The organism is Bradyrhizobium sp. YCK136 (assembly GCF_044570075.1).
GTDB classification, from domain to species: Bacteria; Pseudomonadota; Alphaproteobacteria; order Rhizobiales; family Xanthobacteraceae; genus Bradyrhizobium; species Bradyrhizobium diazoefficiens.
Genome location: NZ_CP172424.1, coordinates 3,808,127 through 3,827,292, shown reverse-complemented (window position 1 = coordinate 3,827,292; position 19,166 = coordinate 3,808,127). Strand labels below are relative to the sequence as shown.

The window sequence follows — 19,166 nt, the reverse complement described above, 5'->3', positions numbered from 1 at the left end:
CAGACCATGCGCTCGCTCCGTTCCCGATTGCTCGCCCTCTGGATCATGCTGGTCGTCTCCGGCGTCGCCACCGGCTACCTGTTCTTCGAGTCGTTCCAGCAGACCTCCAATGCCCGGCTGGCCCGCGCCGAGGAGACGGTCGCCCGCGCCTGCGGCGACCTCGCCGACCGCTATCAGTTCTTCGTCGCCGGTTGGCCGGGAGGGCCGCTCGACGATCAGCTCAAGCAGCAACTGACGGCAGTGGCGCAGACCGCGCTTGCCGGCGCGAACGGCGTCGAGGGAGGGTTCTGGCAGGCCGACGAAGGTTCGCTGGCCTACGCCTTCCCCACCTATGAAGGTACCGGACCGAAGACCGACCTTCCCGCTGCCGAACTCAACAGGATTCGCGAGGTCAACGCCGAGGCGTTGCGATCCGGACGCGCCGCGTCAATCAGGCAACCCGGCCGCTCGCAGGTGCTGATCGTGCACGCCTGCCCGTTGCGCGGGCCCCTGCCAGGGGTCACCGGGTGGACCATGACGCGGGCCTACACGTCCGAGGGGCCGGCCTACAATCAGCTGCTGGCGGGGCTCCTTGTGCTCGCCCTGACCATTTTCGGTTCGGCCGTCTGGCTTGCACGCGTGCTCTATGTCTGGTCGCGCCACATCACGTTGATCGAGACGGCGCTGGACGACCGCCAAGAGGGCGTCGTCGATCTGCCCCGGCTCGCGCCGACCGGGGCTCCCGAACTCGACCGCCTGGTCGATGCCCTCAACAGCACTGGCGAGCGCCTGTCGATCGAGCGCCGCCGCGCCACCGCCGCCGAACGGCTGGCGGCGCTGGGCCGGATGTCGGCCGGGCTCGCCCACGAAATCCGCAACCCCATCGCCGCAATGCGCCTGAAGGCCGAGAACGCCCTTGCCGTCGCCGACGGCTCGCGTAGCGAAGCGGCCTTGAACACCATTCTCCAGCAGGTCGGCCGGCTGGACGCATTGTTGCGCGACCTTCTGGAGATGACCCAGGCGCGTGAGCCGAAACTCGTCGACGTCGATCTCGCGGATTTCCTGAGCAACACGATCGAGACCCACCGCGATCTTGCGGCCGCAAAAGGCATTGCCTTGACCGCGGGAACCGGGTCCATGTCTGCGCCGTTACCCAAGTTCGATCCATCCCAGATGCAACGGGCCCTGGACAATTTGATCATCAACGCCGTTCAAAACACGCCCGCGGGCGGAGCGATTGCCGTCGAGGCGCACAAAACAGACGACATGCTGCTCTTGCGGGTTGCCGACACCGGTCCCGGCGTTGCCGACGAGGTGCGAGAACGTCTCTTCGAACCCTTCGTCACCGGACGCGCCGATGGCACAGGCCTGGGCCTTGCCATCGTTCGTGAGATCGCAAGGCATCATCATGGCGATGTCCGCCTGGTCCAGGCCGACAGCGGCGCCGTTTTCGAGATCGAGGTGCCATGGCAACCGTCCTGATCGTCGACGACGACGCGGCGCTGCGCGAAGGTCTGGCCGAGGCGCTGAGCGACCTCGGGCACACGCCGCGCCTCGCCGCTTCTGGCCGTGAGGGCCTCGCCGCGCTCGGCGGCGACGTCGATGCGGTGCTGCTCGACCTGCGCATGCCCGGCATGGACGGCATCGAGGTGCTTCGCCGGATCCGTTCGGTGAACAATCCGCCTCCGGTCGTGGTGTTGACGGCGTTCGCCGGCGCAGCCAATACGATCGAGGCGATGCGGCTCGGCGCGTTCGACCATCTCAGCAAGCCGATCGGTCGCGAAGAGCTGAAAGTTCTCCTGAATCGCCTGCCCCGCCGCGCACCTGTGGTCGGCCATCCCCAAGACGACAGCGGGGACACCCTGATCGGGACCAGCGAGAGCATGCGACGGGTGCAGAAGGCGATTGGGCTTGCGGCAGACAGCGACGCCACCGTGTTGATCCTGGGCGAGACCGGGACCGGCAAGGAGCTGGTGGCCCGCGCGCTCCATGTCCACGGCAAACGCAAGGATGGTCCGTTCGTCGCGGTCAATTGCGCGGCGATCCCTGAGGACCTGCTCGAGAGCGAACTGTTCGGCCACGTGAAGGGCTCCTTCACCGGCGCCGCCGCCGACCGCACCGGCGCATTCCGCGACGCCGCGAACGGCACGCTATTCCTCGACGAGATCGGCGACATGCCGCTCGCGATGCAGGCCAAGATCCTGCGCGCGCTCCAGGAGCAGGTCGTCACGCCGGTCGGCGGAAAGCCCACCCACACCACGGCCCGCGTCATCGCCGCCACCCATCGCGATCTCGCCAAACTGGTCGCCTCGCATGGATTCCGTGAAGATCTCTACTATCGGCTCAACGTGGTGCCGATTGCGATTCCCGCACTACGCGACCGCGTAGCCGATATCACGCCGCTTGCCGGCCATTTCCTCGCGCGTGCTGCAGCTTCCGGCGGGCGGCACAAGCAGCTCGACGCGGCCGCGCTCGACAAATTGCGCCGCCATGCCTGGCCTGGCAATGTCCGCGAGCTCCGCAACGTGATCGAGCGCGCCTGCATCATGACGCGCGCCGATGTCATCGGCCCGGGCGACATCGATATCAGCGGAATCGAGCTGAAGACTGCCCTGTCGGACCTCGATGCGGACCTCCCCACGGCCGTCGCGCAGCTTGAAACGAAGATGATCCAGAGTGCGCTGGAGGCTTGCGGCGGCAATCGCACCGAGGCGGCGCGGCGTCTCAACATCAACCGCCAGCTCCTCTACACGAAGATGCAGCGCTATGGCCTCGCCGAGGCGTCAGAAAACCTGACGGACCGCGTCGGGAAAGACGACGACTGACAGCGGCGTCTTCGGAATTTTCTCTTTCGAATCAACGATCGCACGGCTGGCATAGCGCTTGCTGACGTAACGCTTGCTGAAGTCATGGCAAGCGACTGACGTCGCGCCAAGCGACGACGTCGCAAACTCGAAAGGAGTTGTTCCATGAAGATGACACGCATGCGCGCGCTGTTCTGCGTGCTACTCGCCACGACGGCAATCGGCGGCGGAGCGGCCGCGAACTCACAGGCAAGGGATTCGATGTGGGATTCCTCGCAACTTCCGGAGTCGCGCGGAACCGTCAAGCAATACACGCTGACACCGCGCGGTGATATCGACGGCGTCATTCTCACCGATGGCACGGAGGTGAAGCTGCCACCGCATCTCACCGCCCAGACCGTGTTTGCGATCCACCCCGGCGATGAAGTCTCGATACGAGGCTTGCGCGCCCGCGCCCTGCCGCTGGTCGACGCGGCCTCGATCACCAACATCGCGACGGGCAAGAGCGTCGTCGACAACGGCCCGCCGGACCGGCGCGTCGGCAACGAAGATCAGGTCGTCAGCGGCAGGATCGCGGCGCAGTTGCACGGCAAGCGCGGCGAGGTGAATGGCGTGTTGCTTGACGACGGCACCACGCTCCGCCTGCCGCCGCCGGAAGCCGAGCGCATGCAGGACCAGCTGCGCCGGGGCCAGACCGTATCAGCGCGCGGCGACGTCCTCGACACCGTGTTCGGCCGGGTCGTCGACGTGCGGGCGATCGGCGCCTCGCCGGAGCAGATGACCGAATCGCGCGGTCCACGCCCGCCGGGTCCGCCGGACGGCCCGGATCGCCGCGGCCCGCCGCCGCCACCCCCGCCCCCCGGATTTGGGCCGCCTCCACCTCCGCGCGGCTGACGCTTCAACCCGAAACAAACGGACCAGGATATCAAAATGCATTGGATCGATCCCGACCGCCTGCCGGAAGTCGCAGGCATCCTTGAACGCTTCGTGCTCAATCCGCACGGCGAGGTCGACGGCTTCGTCATGAAAGCAAAGCAGTCCGCCGTCCTGGTTCACACGCCGCCGCACATGGACCGCGAGCTCACCCGCCATGTCTCGCCGGGCGATAAGATCAGCGTGCGCGGCGTGCGGCCGCGCGGCGCGAAGCTGCTTGCGGCGGTCTCGGTGACGACAGCGGGAGGGCGCGAGATCATCGACGAGGGTCCGGACCACGACCGCGAGCATCCGAAAGTGAAGCACGAGCCGATGTCGGTTCAGGATCGCGTCGAACTATCGCTGTTTGGCCCGAAGGGCGAGTTGCGCGGAGCACTGCTGTCCGACGGGACCGTGCTGCGCATCGGCCCCAGGGAGGCTGGGCACTTTGCTGCCTTGCTTGCTCCCGGCGCAAAGGTCGCCGCCCGTGGCGACGGCCTTCAGACCAAGCATGGACGCGTGATCCATGCGCGGGAGATCGGCCCGGATCCGGAGCGACTGAAGCCGTTGAAAAAGCCAAAGCCGAAGGACAGGAAGCCGAAACACGGTCACGACGAAGACGCTCACGCAGCTTGAGACGAGACGTTGGCGGGGAAGGAAGCCTTCATGTTCGACAGGGGCGAAAAGGGACGCGCCGGGCACGCGCTGGATGCGGCCAACTTCTTTCTCGCCGACGTCCGCGACGGGCTTGGGCCCTATCTTGCCGTCTATCTCCTCACCGAGCAGCACTGGGACGAGGCGCGCATCGGCCTCGTGATGTCGATTGCCACAGTCGCGGGTATCGTGGCGCAGACACCGGCCGGCGCGCTGGTCGATGCGACCCGGGCGAAGCGGCTGGTGATGGTTGTCGCCGCCATCATGGTGACGCTTGCATCGCTTTCGCTGCCGTTGTTCCCCGGCTTCGTGCCGGTCGCAATCTCGCAAGGCATCGCGCAGGCCGCCGCCGTGGTCTTTCCACCGGCGATCGCCGCCGTCTCGCTCGGCATCTTCGGCCACGCCGCTTTCACCCGGCGGATCGGCCGCAACGAAACTTTCAACCATGCCGGCAACGCGGTCGCGGCGGGTCTTGCCGGCCTCTCCGCCTATTGGTTTGGCCCGACCGTGGTGTTCTACCTTCTCAGCGCCATGGCGATCGCAAGCCTTGTCAGCATTCTTGCGATCCCCGAACGGGCCATCGACCACGACCTCGCCCGCGGGCTGCACGACGCCGATACACGGAGCGAACAGCCGTCAGGCCTCGCGGTGCTCCTCACCTGTCGCCCCCTGCTCGTCTTCGCGATCTGCGTCCTGCTCTTCCATCTCTCCAACGCGGCGATGCTGCCGCTGGTCGGCCAGAAGCTCTCGCTCCAGGACAAGAACATGGGCACCAGCCTGATGTCGGCCTGCATCGTCGCAGCCCAAGTGGTGATGGTGCCGTTCGCGATGCTGGTCGGCGCCAGGGCCGACCGCTGGGGCCACAAGCGCTTCTTCCTCGCCGCACTCCTGATACTGCCCATGCGGGGAACGCTCTACACGCTCTCCGACAATCCGTTCTGGCTGGTCGGCGTGCAGCTTCTCGACGGCGTCGGCGCCGGCATCTTCGGGGCGATCTTCCCCGTCATTGTCGCCGACCTGATGCGCAACACCGGACGTTTCAACGTCGCGCAAGGCGCGGTCATCACCGCCCAGAGCATCGGCGCGGCGCTGTCGACGACGCTTGCGGGCCTCGTCGTGGTCGGTGCGGGCTACAGCGCGGCGTTCATCACGCTCGGCGCGGTCGCTGCGATCGGCGCGATCGTCTGCCTTGTCGCCTTGCCCGAGACGCGGCATGGAACCTTGCCGCCGCAGGGGAAGACAGCGCCGCCGACATCAGCTATCGCAGCCGAATGAGCCGACCAAACCTCAAGGACTGAACGTGCCGTCTGACGCCATCTGGGCCTGGAGCATCATCGTCGCCGCGACCGCCGGCGTCATCATCCGTCCCTTCCGCCTCCCCGAAGCGATCTGGGCCGTGATCGGCGCTGGCGCCCTCGTGCTGCTCGGCTTGCTGCCGTGGCAGGATGCGCTTCTCGGCATCGAGAAGGGCGTCGATGTCTATCTCTTCCTGATCGGCATGATGCTGATCGCCGAACTGGCGCGGCTCGAGGGCCTGTTCGACTATCTCGCCGCGCTCGCGGTGGAATATGCAGACGGATCGCCGCAGCGGCTGTTTTTGCTGATCTATCTCGTCGGCACCCTTGTCACCGTGCTGCTCTCCAACGATGCCACCGCGATCGTGCTGACACCCGCCGTCTATGCCGCGACCCGCGCGGCCGGCGCCAAGCCGCTGCCCTATCTGTTCGTCTGCGCCTTCATCGCGAATGCCGCAAGCTTCGTGCTACCGATCTCCAACCCGGCCAACCTCGTCGTGTTCGGCGCACGCATGCCGCATTTGACCGAATGGCTGCGCCTGTTCGCCCTGCCCTCGGCAGCCTCGATCCTGCTCACCTATGTCGTGCTGCGCCTGACCCAGCACCGCGCGCTGAAGGAAGAGACCATCGCGCGCAGCGTGCCGCATCCGAAGCTCAGCCGCGGCGGCAAGCTCACAGCCGTGGGCATCATCGCGATCGGAATCGTGCTGGTCACGGCCTCCGCGCTCGACAGGCAACTCGGCTTGCCGACCTTCATCTGCGGCGTGGCGACGTCCGCGATCGTGCTGCTGATCAGCCAGCAGTCACCTTTGCCTGTGCTGCGCGGCGTGTCCTGGAGCGTGCTGCCGCTGGTCGGCGGGCTCTTCGTCCTGGTGGAAGCGCTGGTGAAGACCGGCGTGATCGGGCAGCTCAGCGCGCTGCTGCACCAAGCGGTCGCGCAATCGATCCCGAAAGCTGCCTGGAGCGTCGGCATCGCGACCGCATTCGCCACCAATGTCGCCAACAATCTTCCGGTCGGCCTCGTCGCCGGCTCGGTCGCCGCCAGCGATCATTTGCCCGCGCCCGTCGTCAGCGCCATCCTGATCGGCGTCGACCTCGGCCCCAATCTGTCGGTAACAGGGTCGCTCGCCACCATCCTCTGGCTGGTCGCGCTGCGGCGGGAGAAGATCGAGGTTGGCGCCTGGCCGTTCCTCAAGCTGGGTCTGCTGGTGACGCCGCCCGCTTTGGTCGCCGCGCTGGCTGCCGCGATCAGGTAGTCGCGGCCGAACCCGCCGACCAATCAAGTGCAATTGTTTGCGGTGCATCAATGCCGGCGGGGCTACCGCGGCTAGAGTTCACTTGTCGCGCGATACATGCCGCGGCAAGGAAGGTTCATCATGCAGATTCAATCAAAGGCGCTGCCGCAGAGCTTTTCCCTGCGTCGCGAAATCCGGAGCTTCATCGCGCCCGCTGAAGGCCGCGGGGAGACATCCCATCCCCTGCTCGTCTTCTCCGTCGTGGCGCTGCTGGCCCTGTTCGCCATCGTGGAAATCGACCTGCACGCCGCCCAGCTTCAGGCCATCGGCCTGCTCAGCCATGGGACCGGGATCGATCCCGTCTTCCTGAGCCCGTAGCTGGAAAAGCCCGATCGCGGCCATAACGGCCGCGACCGGGCAGCGCATCCTCAGTCGTTCTCGTAGCCGTACACTTCCGGCAGGATGAAGATGGCGGCGAGCAATCCGATCAGCGGGAAGATCGCGACCATCAGCGTTGCATTCGCCTGCCCGATCGCAGCGAATACCGTCGGGAACAGGAAGATCGCCAGGAACGACGGCAGCTTCACGAACATGTAGGCGAAGCCGCTGGCGGTGCCGCGGTACTTCGGCTTGGCGACCATGGTCGGGATCGTCATGCAGTTCGACGCGTCCCAGTAATGGCCCCACAACATGGCAGCCGCTGCGAACGGCAGCAGGATCTTGTTGTCGGTGTAAAGCGCGAAGGCCGCGACCAGCAACGAGGCCATCACGATCGAGAATCCGGCGATCGCGATGCCGCGATGGCCAATCTTCGGCGTCAACAGCGGCCCGACCCACCCGGACAGAGCGGCGAAGGAGAACAGCGCCATCGTCACCAGATTGATGCCGAGCACGCTCGACACATCGACCATCACGAACAGCACGGGCAGGTAGAACGCAAAGGTCGAGAACTCGCTCGCCTGGGTGAAACAAGCGATCCAGCCGTAGACCGTGGCGCGCCAGCGGATCGGATCCTTCTTGAGGTCGGCGAGGAACGCCCGCGTGCTGGTCTTCGGAACCACCACATCCTGGTCCGGCAGCATGTCGAGATTGTCGTTGAACATCTCGCGCGCGACCTGCTTGGCCTCGCGGTAGCGTCCCTTCTGCACCAGCCACACCGCCGTCTCCGGCACGTCATGACGCATGATCAGGATGATCAGGATGATCAGCGCCGGCACCGCGCCAAGGCCGAGCGTCACGCGCCACAGCATCTCGTGCTGCATGTCGATCAGCAGGAAGATCACGATGACGCCGATGGTGAGCACTTCACCGACTGCGAACATGAACTGCCAGCGGTTGCCCATGACCTCGCGCTCACCCTTGGCCATGGATTCCATGATGTAGGTGTAGCCGGTCGAGATATCGGAGCCGAGCGGAATGCCGAGCAGGAAGCGGATCACGACGAGCCAACCGACGGTCGGCACGAAAGCCTGCGCCAGCGCCAGCACGATGAACAGCACCATCGTCACCAGGAACATGACGCGGCGGCCGATCTTGTCGGAGAGCCAGCCGCCGAGCAGCGCGCCGATCAACGCGCCGCCCTGCGTACCGGCGGCGGCAAGACCCAGCATCAGCGGATCGGGATTGTACTGCTCCTTGATGAAGATCAGCATGAAGGCGATCGAATAGAGATCCCAGGCCTCGACGAGGATCGAGGCCATCATCAGCCAGCCGACCTTGTTACCCTTGGGACTGTAGTTCGTGATCAGGTAGCGGACCGCGGCTTCGCTCGCGGTCGGTTGTGGCATCGCCATCGTCGACATTCTTCTTCCTTTCTCCAGAACTCTTTACGCGCCGAGCAGCGGCTCGATGCTGCAGTCGAGTAGGCGCGGGTCGATCCCCGCCTCCATGCCCGTGAACATCTCGCCCATGTAGTCGATCAGCGCATCGCTCGCCTTCACGGCGTCATCGACGCGGCGGCTGGCGACGGCTGCGAGAATGGCGAGATGATGGTCGATCGTGCCGGAAAGATCGGCCTGGCCCGGCATGAAGCGGTGGTGGATGTAGCCGATGCGGCGGTACAGCGTGTGCAGCGGCCGCAGCGTGTGCACCAGGAACGGCTCGCCGGCCGCCTCCAGCACCAGCGCATCGATGCGGCGGTCGATGTGATTGAATTCGTCGAGGGTCAGGGTGGCGCGGCGCTCGCGCAGCAGGCGCTCGATGTGCAGCGCCTGATTACGGTGCGACAGGCTGGCGCGATCGGCCGCGAGCCGGACGACAAAGCGCTCCATGTCACGGCGCAAGGCCAGCAGCATCCGCTCGCGCGCAAGATCGATCGGCGCGATGTGCAGGCCGTGGCGCGGACGGATGATGATGAGCGTGTCGGCGGACAGACGATTGACGGCGTGATGCACCGGTGTGCGACCGAAGCCGGTGATGTGCTGCAATTCCAGCATCGTCATGAATTGTCCGGGCTTGAGCTCGCAGTGGACGAGGAGCTCTTCGATCCTCTGGTAAGCCAGCTCGAAGAAGTTGAGCCGGTTGCGCCGGGAGGGCTTGCCCTCGCCGTCGTCCTCGTTTCTCACCACCTCGAGCGCGCGCTTGCGCCGTGCCATGTCGTCCTCCTGTCAGCCGCGCTCTCATTGCTGGGTGGCGCCTATTTGTGGCACCCTTAAAACATGTTGTGATATATTACAAGCAGGCGTAAGACTTCGGCGCGACCTGCAGCATGCAGCAGTGCGAAATGAGACTTCAGGCGCGAGGCGCCTGTGATGGGAGGATTGTTGCCGTGAAGATCACGTCGATCGAGACGCTGCGCACCGAGGAATTTTCCAACGTCATCTGGGTGCGCGTCCACACCGACACGGGCATGATCGGTCTCGGCGAAACCTTCTATGGCGCGGGCGCGGTCGAAGCGCAGATCCACGATACGTTCGCCGGCCGACTGCTCGGCCGCAATCCCCTGCACATCGAAGCGATCCACCGCGACATGCTGAACCTGCCGATGGCGCAATCCTCGACCGGTGTCGAGTATCGCGCCGCTTCAGCGATCGACATCGCGCTGTGGGACCTGTTCGGCAAGGTCTGCAATCAGCCGGTACACCAGATGCTCGGCGGCCTCTGCCGCGACAAGCAGCGCATCTACAACACCTGCGCCGGCACGCAATATGTCCGCTCCACCAATATCAGCCCGGTCGCGAACTGGAATCTCGGTGCCTCCAAGGGTCCCTATGAGGACCTCGACGGCTTCATGCACCACGCCGACGCGCTCGCCGAAAGCCTTCTGGAGAGCGGCATCTCCGCAATGAAGATCTGGCCGTTCGATCCGGCGGCCCAGGAGAACAAGGGGCTCTACATCACCGCTGCGCAGATGAAACGGGCGATCGAGCCGTTCGAGAAGATCCGCAAGGCGGTCGGCGACAAGATGGAGATCATGGTCGAGCTCCATTCGCTGTGGAACCTGCCGACCGCCAAGCAGATCGCGCGCGCGCTCGAGCCCTACAAGCCGACCTGGTACGAAGACCCGATCCGCATGAACTCGCCGCAGGCGCTCGCCGAATATGCGCGCTCGACCGACGTCTGGGTCTGCGCCAGCGAGACGCTGGGCTCGCGCTTCCCCTACAAGGACATGCTCGACCGCGACGCCATGCATGTGGTGATGGCGGATCTGTGCTGGACCGGCGGCCTCACCGAGGGCCGCAAGATCGCCGCGATGGCCGAGACCTATCACCGGCCTTTTGCTCCTCATGATTGCATCGGCCCGATCGGCTTCATCGCCGCCATCCACATGTCGTTCAGCCAGCCCAACACGCTGATCCAGGAATCGGTGCGCGCCTTCTACAAGGGCTGGTACAATGAGCTCGTCACCACGATGCCTGTTATCAAGGACGGCTATGTCTTCCCGATGGAAGGCCCCGGCCTTGGCGTGGACCTGCTGCCGGCGGTATTCGACCGCAGCGATCTCACCGTGCGCCGCTCCAACGTCTGAGGATTTCTTGAGATGAGCACCGCCCTTTTCGACCTTTCCGGCCGCACCGCACTCGTGACCGGCTCCTCCCGCGGGCTGGGCCGCGCCATCGCCGAGGGCATGGCCAAGGCCGGCGCCAAGATCATTATCAACGGCGTCGATCCCAAGCGCGTCGAGCAGGCCGTCGCCGAATTTCGTACCGCCGGCCACCAGGCGGAAGGTGCTGCGTTCAACGTCACCGACGAACCGGCGATCGTCGCGGCGTTCAATGACTTCGACAAGAAGGGCATTGAGGTCGACATTCTCGTCAACAATGCCGGCATCCAGCACCGCAAGCCGCTGGTCGAGTTCACCACCGACGAATGGCGCAAGGTGATCGAGACTGACCTGACCAGCGCCTTCGTGATCGGCCGCGAGGCCGGCAAGCGCATGATCCCGCGCAAGCGCGGCAAGATCATCAATATCGGCTCGCTCGGCAGCGAGCTCGCACGTCCCACCATCGCGCCCTACACGGCAGCGAAGGGCGGCATCAAGAACCTGACCCGCTCGATGGCGGTGGAATGGGCCCAGCACGGCATCCAGGCCAATGCGATCGGCCCCGGCTACATGCTGACCGACATGAACGAGGCGCTGGTCAACAACACCGATTTCAACAACTGGCTGATGGGCCGCATCCCCTCCAAGCGCTGGGGCAGACCGGACGAGCTGGTCGGCGCGGCGATCTTCCTGGCGTCGGACGCCTCCACTTACGTCAACGGCCAGATCATCTATGTCGACGGCGGCATGATCGCCGCGATGTGATCGCGAAACGCTAAGGGAAAGAGACCATGCGCGCCGTCGTCGATCGCCGGCGTGGTCGCGGCCGTCGGTGACGGCGTGACCAGCGTGAAGCCCGGCATGCGCGTCGCCGTCAATCCGAGCAAGCCGTGCGGCCAGTGCCTGCATTGCAAGGAGGGCATGCGCAACCAGTGCCTCGACATGCGCTTCCTCGGCAGCGCGATGCGCTTTCCCCATGTGCAGGGCGGCTTTCGCGAGTTCCTTACGATCGACGCGACGCAGGCCGTGCCGATCGCGGATAAGCTGTCGCTGGCCGAGGCCGCGGTCGCCGAGCCGCTCGCGGTATGCCTGCATGCCGGCAAGCAGGCCGGCCCCCTGCTCGGCAAGCGCGTGCTGATCACCGGCTGCGGCCCGATCGGTGCACTGATGATCCTGGTCTCGCGTTTCGGCGGGGCGTCCGAGATCGTGGTGACCGATGTCGCCGACGCGCCGCTGGCGGTCGCCAGAAAGCTCGGTGCCACCCACGCCATCAACGTCGCGACCCATGCCACCGCGCTCGATCCCTGGCGCGCCGGCAAGGGCGTGTTCGACACGCTGTTCGAGGCTTCCGGCAACCAGGCTGCGCTCCGCACGGCGCTCGACGTGCTCAGGCCCGGCGCCACGCTGGTGCAGCTCGGCCTCGGCGGCGAGATGACGCTGCCGATCAACGCCATCGTCGCCAAGGAATTGCAGCTCCGCGGCACCTTCCGCTTCGATCCCGAGTTCGAGCTCGCGGTGCGCCTGATGGGCGAAGGCCTGATCGACGTCAAGCCGCTGATCACGGCCACCATGCCGTTCGAGAACGCGGTCGCCGCCTTCGAGCTTGCCAGCGACCGTTCGCAGTCGATGAAGGTGCAGCTGTCGTTCTAGGGCTTTGCCTGGCTCTCGATCAGCCGGTCGCTGACCAGCCGTACGGCGCCGCGCTTCCAGGAATAGTCCGCGCCCATGCGCAGGCCGCTGTCGCCGCGCGCCAGCACCGCCCCGGTCCTGGCATCGCGGAGCTGGAAGCCGAGCGTGTATTCGGTGCGGCTGACCCGCCGCACCACGCCGATCAGCGACTGGTCCGCGCCGAGCTTTTGCGCAATCGCGGCCTCGCAGCCGCCACAGTCGCGCAAGGCACGCGCCTTCACCGCCTCGCCGCTGATATCGACGATACGGTAGCGGCCGGACTGGCCCAGGGCCTCACGCACGCTGCCGGTGACCTCGGCCAGGTATGACGCATCCGAAGCGGCCGAGGCGGCCGCCGAAGCTGCGGTCGTGTCCTCGAGCTCGAAATCGAACACCGCCAGCGCGACCGGCGCCGGCGTGCTGAGCGCGGCCATCACCTCGCGGGAGACAAAAATCTCGGCGCGCTCCCAGGATTCATCATTGTCGCCCCGGAAGGTGTAGAGCTTGTCCATCACGATCTTTTTGGCACCGACATCGATCACGGCGACCTTGGCCCATTGCACCAGCGTGCTCGTCTTCTGGATGCCGCCGATGACCTTGAAGGCCGCGCCGTCCTGCGCCGACGGCACTGGCCGGTAGCGGCCGTCCGCACTGATATCGCGCCTGAGCGCGGCCATGAACGCCGACAGCCGCCGCTCATGGGCGGCGGCCTGGTTGGCCGGCTCGGCCGACGTATCGGTATAGCTGAAATCGTCCATGGCAACGCCGATGGCGGCCTCGGCGCCGGCTGGCGAATAGGCCGCCGGCAGGACGACAAGGAGAAAAGCAGTGGAGATCAACCGGGACAGGTGCATGAGCGGGCCTCGTGTGACGGAGCGGCGCGAAAATCTGGATGGCCGCTTCTCGCCATGCAACCGTGCCCGTCCCGGCGAACGCCGGGAAATTTTCACGACGTTGCACTGCGGTAGAGCACAGCGCTTTCCGCCGCTTGCGTTCTGCCGTTTAATGCGCAGGCGACAAACCCGTTCGCGCCAGGTGCTGCCGATGTGGAACCGCCCGAGATTCGATCTCAAGGTCCGTCTGACGTTGCGCGTGGCCGCAATATCGGCCGCCTGCTTCGCCGTGATCTCCGCCTATTTCCTTGTAACGGCCGACCGCGAGGCGCATGCGCGCATCGACGGTATCGCCGCCATCGTGGCGAAGTCGCTGGAGCTGCAACAGGGCAAGGTCCAGTGGGTGGCGAACCCGCGCTCGGACTTCCCCAACCTCGACCCCGTATCGGCCTATGTGATGACGCCCGGCCTGTGCCTGGCATTCCGTGGCACGAGCGGCGAGATACTCCAGCGGTTCTGCAGTGGCGCGCCTACTCCGGCAAACCCGCCGCCGCAGGTCTTCGCGGCCTTCTATCGCAGACTGTTCGACCCCGGCCGTGAGGCAGCGCGGCCAGTGATCGTGCGCGGAGCGAAGCTCGGCGAGACCGTGGTCTCGGTCGATCCGGCCGTGCAGACGGCGGAGGCATGGCACGAGGCCGGCCGCCTGATGATTGCGCTTGCGATCGCACTGCCGCTGCTCTGCGCACTGGTCTATGCGGCACTGGCGCGGGCGCTGCGCCCCACCCGCATGATCCGCACCGGCCTCGAACGAATCGCCGCCAATGACCTCACCGCGCGGCTGCCGCCGTTCGACCTCGCCGAGCTCTCCGCCATCCGCGACGTCTTCAACCATCTCGCCGAAAGCCTCGACACCGCGCTAGCCGAGCGCAGCGAGCTGACGCGAAAGCTGATCGCGCTCCAGGACGAGGAGCGCCGCCATCTCGCGCGCGAGCTGCACGACGAGTTCGGCCAGTCACTGGCCGCCATCCGCGCGCTCGCCGCATCCGCCCGCCAGACCGCCGTGCAGGACTGCCCTTCCCTGCTGTCCGAGTGCGACGGCATCGCGCGGACCGCAACCGGCATGATGGAGATGCTGCGCGGCACGCTGTTCAGGCTGCGTCCGCCCGATGTCGAAGAGCTCGGGCTGGTCGCCAGCCTCGAAGGCCTGGTCGCCGGCTGGAACGGACGCAGCCGCGGCGAAACGCGGTTTGCGATCCGCTTCGACGGCGCCTTCGAGACCCTGCCGGCCGCGATCAGCGCCAGCCTCTATCGCATCGTGCAGGAGGCTCTCACCAACGCCGCCAAGCATGCCGGCGCAACCAAGGTGAGTCTGGAACTGACGATGCGTGCCGACGAGATCGCGCTTGCGATCGACGACGACGGACGGTCGAGCGATCCCGCCGCGAAATCCGGAATGGGCCTGCTCGGCATGCGCGAGCGCGTCGCGGCCCTGCGTGGCAAATTGAGCTTCGAGGCCGGACCGCATGGCGGCACCGCGCTGCGCGTCACCATCCCTGTTGCGGCCGATCGGCCGGTGCTGGAGCGGGCGGCATGAGCGCGGGCGATGCGACCATTCTGCTGGTCGACGACCATTCCGTCGTCCGCGAAGGCTATCGCTCGGTGCTCCAGAAGCAGCCGGGCCTGCGCGTCGTCGCCGAAGCCGCCGACGGCGCGGAGGCCTACCGTCTCTTCAAATCCGAGGCGCCCGACCTCGTCATCATGGATCTGAGCATGCCCGGCATCGGCGGCATCGAGGCTGTCAGGCGGATCAGGCAGTGGGACAAGGGCGCGAGAATCCTCGTCTTCACCATGCACCAGAATGCGGGCTTTGCCGTGCAGGCGATCCGCGCCGGTGCGAGGGGCTATGTCACCAAGACCAGCCCGCCCGAAACGCTGGTGCGCGCGGTGATGGACGTGCTCGCGGGCAGGATCGCCATCAGCCCCGACATCGACCACGAACTCGCACTGAGCCGCATCAGCGGCGAGAGCTCGGCTGCCGACGTCCTCACGCCGCGCGAGTTCGAGGTGCTGCGGCTGCTGCTGGCCGAGGAGTCGACGGAGGAGATCGCCGAGACGCTCCACGTCAGCCCGAAGACGGTGGCAAACCTGCATTCGCTGATCAAGGACAAGCTCGGCGTCGACTCCGACATCGAGCTGGTCCGCCTGGCGCTGCGTCAGGGACTGTTGACGCAGGTCGATCTCGGCAAGGCCTGATCGCCGCTTGCGCTCTCCCGCCTGGCGGCGGATCATTCGCGCGCGACCACCGCGTCCAGCCATGCGCAGTTCAGCGGCGGCACACGCGGGTCGGCGACGCGCACGCCACGGGCCGCGGCGTCCAGCCTCATGTCGCGCAGGCGCTTGCGCTGCTCCTCCGGCATGTTGAGCCGCTCGTGGCCCCATAGCGACGGGCCGTCAAAGGTCTCGTGCGGCTGCCAGGTCTCGGGATCGATGACGCGGCCGCCCCAGCCATATTCGATGAAGAAGCCCGAGGGCGTATTCACGTAGAACGAGGTCATGTGGTCGTTGGTGTGCCGCCCCAGCGTATAGGCAATACGGCCGTCATCCAGCTGCGCGAGGTCGTAGCCCTGCCCGACATCGTCGAGGCTGCCGAGCTCGACCATGAAATGATGCAGCGCCTTCCGTCCGGAGCCTACCATCGCAAAGCTGTGGTGGCGGCCGTTGACGTGGAAGAAATAGAGCCCATAGGGCTTGAGCCCGAAATCGGAGACGTGGAAGCCGAGCACGTCGCGGTAGAACGGCAACAGCGGCTCGACGTCCTCGACGTTCAGCACCACGTGCCCCATGCCGAGCGCGCCGGTACGAAAACCCGAGATCGGCCGCCCAGGCTGGAAGGGCTCGCTCGCAAGCTCCGGCTTGCAGAAGGCCTCAAGCCGGTTGCCGGCGGGATCGGCGAACGTGATCAGCTCGGCCACATGACGTTCGTCGGCAAGCGTGCGCGAGCCGCGCGTCACCTTCACGCTGTGGCTTTCCAGCCGCCCGGCTAACTGATCGAGCTCGGCGGTCGAGGGAACTTCCCATCCCATCACCGCCAGCCCGGCATCGCTGCTGCCGTCAACGATCAGCCGCTGCTTGCGATCATCCATGCGGAAGGCGCGCATCTTGCCGCCGCGATCGACCTGCTGCATGCCGAGCAGCCGGGTTGCCATTTGGCCCCACTGATCGAGCTGGGATGAATTGATCCGGACATAGCCGAGCGCGGTGATTTCCATCGACGTCCTCCCGAGGGCATCGCACCCGCCGCGCTGCGGCGAACTTGATACCGGCCGCGCACGCTCCTACGGTGGCGTCCGCAATCGCTTCTCGTTTGCGAAGACGATAGCCGCGGAGCGAAACGGCACAAGGGAGGAAATGCGAAGTGTCCAAGGAGCGGACGCGGACCGGAGCGCCGCGGCAGTCGGAGGGCGTCCGCGCCTTCAAGCGTGGGCTGGACGTGCTGCACGAGGTCAACCGGTCCGGCGGCATCCGCGCGGGCGACGTCGCCCGCGCACTCGACCTGCCTCGCCCGACCGTCTATCGCCTGCTCGAGACGTTGGAGGAACTTGGCTATGTCGCCCGCAGCGCCAGCGACGACCGCTTTCGCGTGACCCGGCGCGCGCTCAGTCTCGGCGACGGCTACGATCCCGGCGTGGTGATCTGCCAGGCGGCGGCGCCTTATCTCGCCGAGCTCAGCAAGAACCTCGTCTGGCCGGTCGATCTCTCGACTTACGAGAACGCCGCGATGGTGGTGCAGGAAACCACGCACTCCCGTAGCCCGCTCTCGATCGACCGCGGCATGATCGGCAAGCGCCTGCCGATGTTGCGGACGTCCGCGGGCCGCGCCTATCTCGCCGCCTGTCCTGCGCGCGAGCGCAACCTGATCGTCAATCATCTGCGCCGCATCGACGAGGCCGACGACCGCCCCTTCCTCGACGAAGGCCGCCTCGACCGCATGATCGCCGAGACGCAAGCCCGCGGCTACGCCATCCGCAGCGAGGGCGAGTACAATCCCAAGACGGCCTCGATCGCGGTCCCCATTGTGCGCAGCAGCGCCGTGTTCGGCTGCATCTCCATCATCTGGATCCGCTCGGCCCTCGGAATTGAAGAAGCGGTGGCGCAATTTGCAGGACAGCTTCAGGAAACGGCATCGGCCATCCCGGTCGAGGTCTAGCGGGGTCCGTCCGCTGGGCGGACACTTGGCGCGACGGCATTGATGCTGCGGCGCGGCTTGGGGAAGAGATAGCCCCATGCAACATAAGTCCACCCCCGAAGAGTTTGATGTCGTGATCGTCGGCCGCGGCCCGGTTGGCGCCACGTTGGCCAATCTGCTCGGACTGTGCGGCGTGCGGACGCTGGTACTGGAGCGCGAGGCGCGGACCTATCACCTGCCGCGCGCGGTGCATTTCGACGACGAATGCATGCGCGTGTTCCAGACCATCGGCCTCGCCAACGCGATCCTGCCGCATGTCATCCTCAGCCCCGGGATGCTCTTTCTCGACGCCGGCGGCCGGATGCTGCTGGACTGGTCGCGCCCGCAGACGCTCACGCCGATGGGATGGAATCTCAGCTATCGCTTCCACCAGCCCGATCTGGAGGACGTGCTGATCCATGGCCTTGCGCGCTGGCCGCATGTCACCCTGCGCAACCGCTGCGACGTGTTCGCGCTGGATCAGGACGAGACCGGCGTGCGCGTCCGCTACGAGGACCTTTCCAATGGGACGCTTGGTGAAGTCCGTGCCGGCTATGTGGTCGGCTGCGACGGTGCCCGCTCTCTGGTGCGCCGCTTCATCGGCTCCGGCATGGACGATCTCGGCTTTCACGAGCGCTGGCTGGTGATCGACGTGCTGCTCAAGCGCGACCGCGATGACCTCGGCGACTACAGCATCCAGCACTGCGACCCCCGGCGGCCGGCGACCTATGTCCGCGGCACCGGCACCCGGCGGCGCTGGGAGATCACGGTGTTGCCGGACGAGGATTCGCAAGATGTGGCGCAGCCGGCCAAGGTCTGGGAGCTGCTGTCGCGCTGGATCACGCCCGACGACGCCGAGATCGAGCGCGCCGCTGTCTATACTTTTCATTCCGTGATCGCGCAGCAATGGCGGGGCGGACGGCTGCTGCTCGCGGGCGATTCCGCACACCAGACCCCACCCTTCCTCGGACAGGGCATGTGCGCCGGCATCCGCGATGCCGCCAACCTTGCCTGGAAACTCGGCGCGATCATCCGCGACGGCGCCGCGCCTGATCTGCTGGAGACCTATCAGAGCGAGCGCCAGCCGCATGTGCGGGAGTTCATCGAGCTCGCCATTCGCCTTGGCGGCATCATCAACACCAAGGCGATCGAGGCCGGCCTTGCCGCCGGCGAAGCGCGCGACAACGCGCCCGTGAAACTCGAGGTGAAAAAGCCCCTGCTCGGCCCCGGGCTCGCGCTCGGCGGCCTGCCGCTGGCCGGGCATCTCGCACCGCAGTTCGAGCTGAACGACGGTCGCCGCAGCGATGACCGGACCGGCTACAGCCATGTGCTGCTTGTCGAGAGCGCGGCCGCGCTGCCATCGCGTCTTGTCTCGTCGCCGGCCGGGATCGCAATCCTGACCGGCGACGAAGCCCAGGGCGTCGGGCACTGGCTGCGTGAGCACGGCATCATCGCCGCGCTGGTCCGTCCCGACCGCTATGTGCGTGGCACGGCCCGCAACGATTCCGAGTTCGAACGACTCGTCGCCGCCGTTACTCCCCCAACCCGCGTGCCGTCCGCGGCCTGACCGAACCCGCTT

17 protein-coding genes and 1 pseudogene are annotated in these 19,166 nt (G+C 66.3%); 14 read left to right on the top strand and 4 right to left on the bottom strand.

The window, feature by feature from the left end; genetic code table 11:
• The first annotated feature begins 6 nt into the window (after positions 1 to 6).
• The 7 genes from ACFLEY_RS18210 (at position 7) to ACFLEY_RS18180 (ending at position 7,257) form a co-directional block, all read left to right on the top strand.
• The gene (locus tag ACFLEY_RS18210) at positions 7 to 1,461 is read left to right on the top strand and encodes a HAMP domain-containing sensor histidine kinase (RefSeq protein ID WP_060912542.1); all 1,455 of its coding nucleotides are present in this window, start codon (positions 7 to 9) and stop codon (positions 1,459 to 1,461) included.
• Entirely contained in the window at positions 1,446 to 2,804 is a 1,359-nt protein-coding gene (locus ACFLEY_RS18205) for a sigma-54 dependent transcriptional regulator (protein WP_060912543.1), read from the top strand. Before ACFLEY_RS18210 ends, ACFLEY_RS18205 begins: the two co-directional genes overlap by 16 nt.
• A gap of 144 nt (positions 2,805 to 2,948) precedes the next feature.
• Positions 2,949 to 3,677: a hypothetical protein gene (locus ACFLEY_RS18200; RefSeq protein ID WP_249162983.1), complete on the top strand. Its 729-nt coding sequence runs from the start codon at positions 2,949 to 2,951 to the stop codon at positions 3,675 to 3,677.
• A gap of 36 nt (positions 3,678 to 3,713) precedes the next feature.
• Positions 3,714 to 4,331 (top strand): hypothetical protein, encoded by a 618-nt coding sequence (locus ACFLEY_RS18195; protein ID WP_060912544.1) that lies wholly within the window; start codon positions 3,714 to 3,716, stop codon positions 4,329 to 4,331.
• A 30-nt stretch (positions 4,332 to 4,361) separates the two neighbouring features.
• On the top strand, positions 4,362 to 5,624 hold the full coding sequence (locus ACFLEY_RS18190; RefSeq protein ID WP_060912545.1) for an MFS transporter: 1,263 nt from the start codon (positions 4,362 to 4,364) through the stop codon (positions 5,622 to 5,624).
• 25 nt (positions 5,625 to 5,649) lie between these two features.
• Positions 5,650 to 6,900, top strand: a complete 1,251-nt coding sequence (locus ACFLEY_RS18185; protein WP_211433654.1) for an arsenic transporter — start codon at positions 5,650 to 5,652, stop codon at positions 6,898 to 6,900.
• Positions 6,901 to 7,020: 120 nt separating this feature from the next.
• Complete coding sequence (locus tag ACFLEY_RS18180; protein WP_028171463.1) at positions 7,021 to 7,257, top strand: hypothetical protein; 237 nt, start codon at positions 7,021 to 7,023, stop codon at positions 7,255 to 7,257.
• Between the two features lie 50 nt (positions 7,258 to 7,307).
• Here ACFLEY_RS18180 and ACFLEY_RS18175 read toward each other — a convergent pair whose 3' ends face one another.
• Together ACFLEY_RS18175 and ACFLEY_RS18170 are read right to left on the bottom strand one after the other, a co-directional pair.
• Positions 7,308 to 8,681 (bottom strand): MFS transporter, encoded by a 1,374-nt coding sequence (locus ACFLEY_RS18175; protein ID WP_396604705.1) that lies wholly within the window; start codon positions 8,679 to 8,681, stop codon positions 7,308 to 7,310.
• Positions 8,682 to 8,705: 24 nt separating this feature from the next.
• Complete coding sequence (locus ACFLEY_RS18170) at positions 8,706 to 9,473, bottom strand: GntR family transcriptional regulator (protein WP_011088031.1); 768 nt, start codon at positions 9,471 to 9,473, stop codon at positions 8,706 to 8,708.
• A 173-nt stretch (positions 9,474 to 9,646) separates the two neighbouring features.
• On the opposite strand from ACFLEY_RS18170, the gene ACFLEY_RS18165 reads away from it, so the two are divergent.
• From ACFLEY_RS18165 to ACFLEY_RS18155, 3 genes and pseudogenes are all read left to right on the top strand, one after another.
• Positions 9,647 to 10,846: a mandelate racemase/muconate lactonizing enzyme family protein gene (locus tag ACFLEY_RS18165; RefSeq protein WP_038967093.1), complete on the top strand. Its 1,200-nt coding sequence runs from the start codon at positions 9,647 to 9,649 to the stop codon at positions 10,844 to 10,846.
• 12 nt (positions 10,847 to 10,858) lie between these two features.
• Positions 10,859 to 11,626, top strand: coding sequence for an SDR family oxidoreductase (locus ACFLEY_RS18160; protein WP_028171461.1), 768 nt, complete (start codon positions 10,859 to 10,861; stop codon positions 11,624 to 11,626).
• Between the two features lie 42 nt (positions 11,627 to 11,668).
• Positions 11,669 to 12,511: pseudogene (locus ACFLEY_RS18155) on the top strand (L-idonate 5-dehydrogenase); the annotation flags it as partial.
• Here ACFLEY_RS18155 and ACFLEY_RS18150 read toward each other — a convergent pair.
• Entirely contained in the window at positions 12,508 to 13,383 is an 876-nt protein-coding gene (locus ACFLEY_RS18150; RefSeq protein ID WP_060912548.1) for a DUF3280 domain-containing protein, read from the bottom strand. The pseudogene ACFLEY_RS18155 and the gene ACFLEY_RS18150 overlap by 4 nt on opposite strands.
• Before the next feature lie 190 nt (positions 13,384 to 13,573).
• On the opposite strand from ACFLEY_RS18150, the gene ACFLEY_RS18145 reads away from it, so the two are divergent.
• Positions 13,574 to 14,956, top strand: a complete 1,383-nt coding sequence (locus ACFLEY_RS18145; protein WP_211433656.1) for a histidine kinase — start codon at positions 13,574 to 13,576, stop codon at positions 14,954 to 14,956.
• Positions 14,953 to 15,615, top strand: coding sequence for a response regulator transcription factor (locus ACFLEY_RS18140; RefSeq protein ID WP_028171458.1), 663 nt, complete (start codon positions 14,953 to 14,955; stop codon positions 15,613 to 15,615). The genes ACFLEY_RS18145 and ACFLEY_RS18140 overlap by 4 nt, the downstream gene beginning before the upstream one ends.
• A 32-nt stretch (positions 15,616 to 15,647) precedes the next feature.
• On the opposite strand, the gene ACFLEY_RS18135 is transcribed toward ACFLEY_RS18140, so the two are convergent.
• A complete protein-coding gene (locus ACFLEY_RS18135; protein ID WP_060912549.1) occupies positions 15,648 to 16,631 on the bottom strand; it encodes a VOC family protein in 984 nt (327 codons plus the stop codon).
• Positions 16,632 to 16,777: 146 nt separating this feature from the next.
• Between ACFLEY_RS18135 and ACFLEY_RS18130 the strand changes: the two genes are divergently transcribed.
• Positions 16,778 to 17,569, top strand: a complete 792-nt coding sequence (locus ACFLEY_RS18130; RefSeq protein WP_060912550.1) for a DNA-binding transcriptional regulator — start codon at positions 16,778 to 16,780, stop codon at positions 17,567 to 17,569.
• 76 nt (positions 17,570 to 17,645) lie between these two features.
• Positions 17,646 to 19,154 carry a bifunctional 3-(3-hydroxy-phenyl)propionate/3-hydroxycinnamic acid hydroxylase gene (locus ACFLEY_RS18125; protein WP_211433657.1) on the top strand — a complete coding sequence of 503 codons (1,509 nt, stop codon included), beginning with the start codon at positions 17,646 to 17,648 and terminating at the stop codon, positions 19,152 to 19,154.
• Positions 19,155 to 19,166 lie beyond the last annotated feature (12 nt).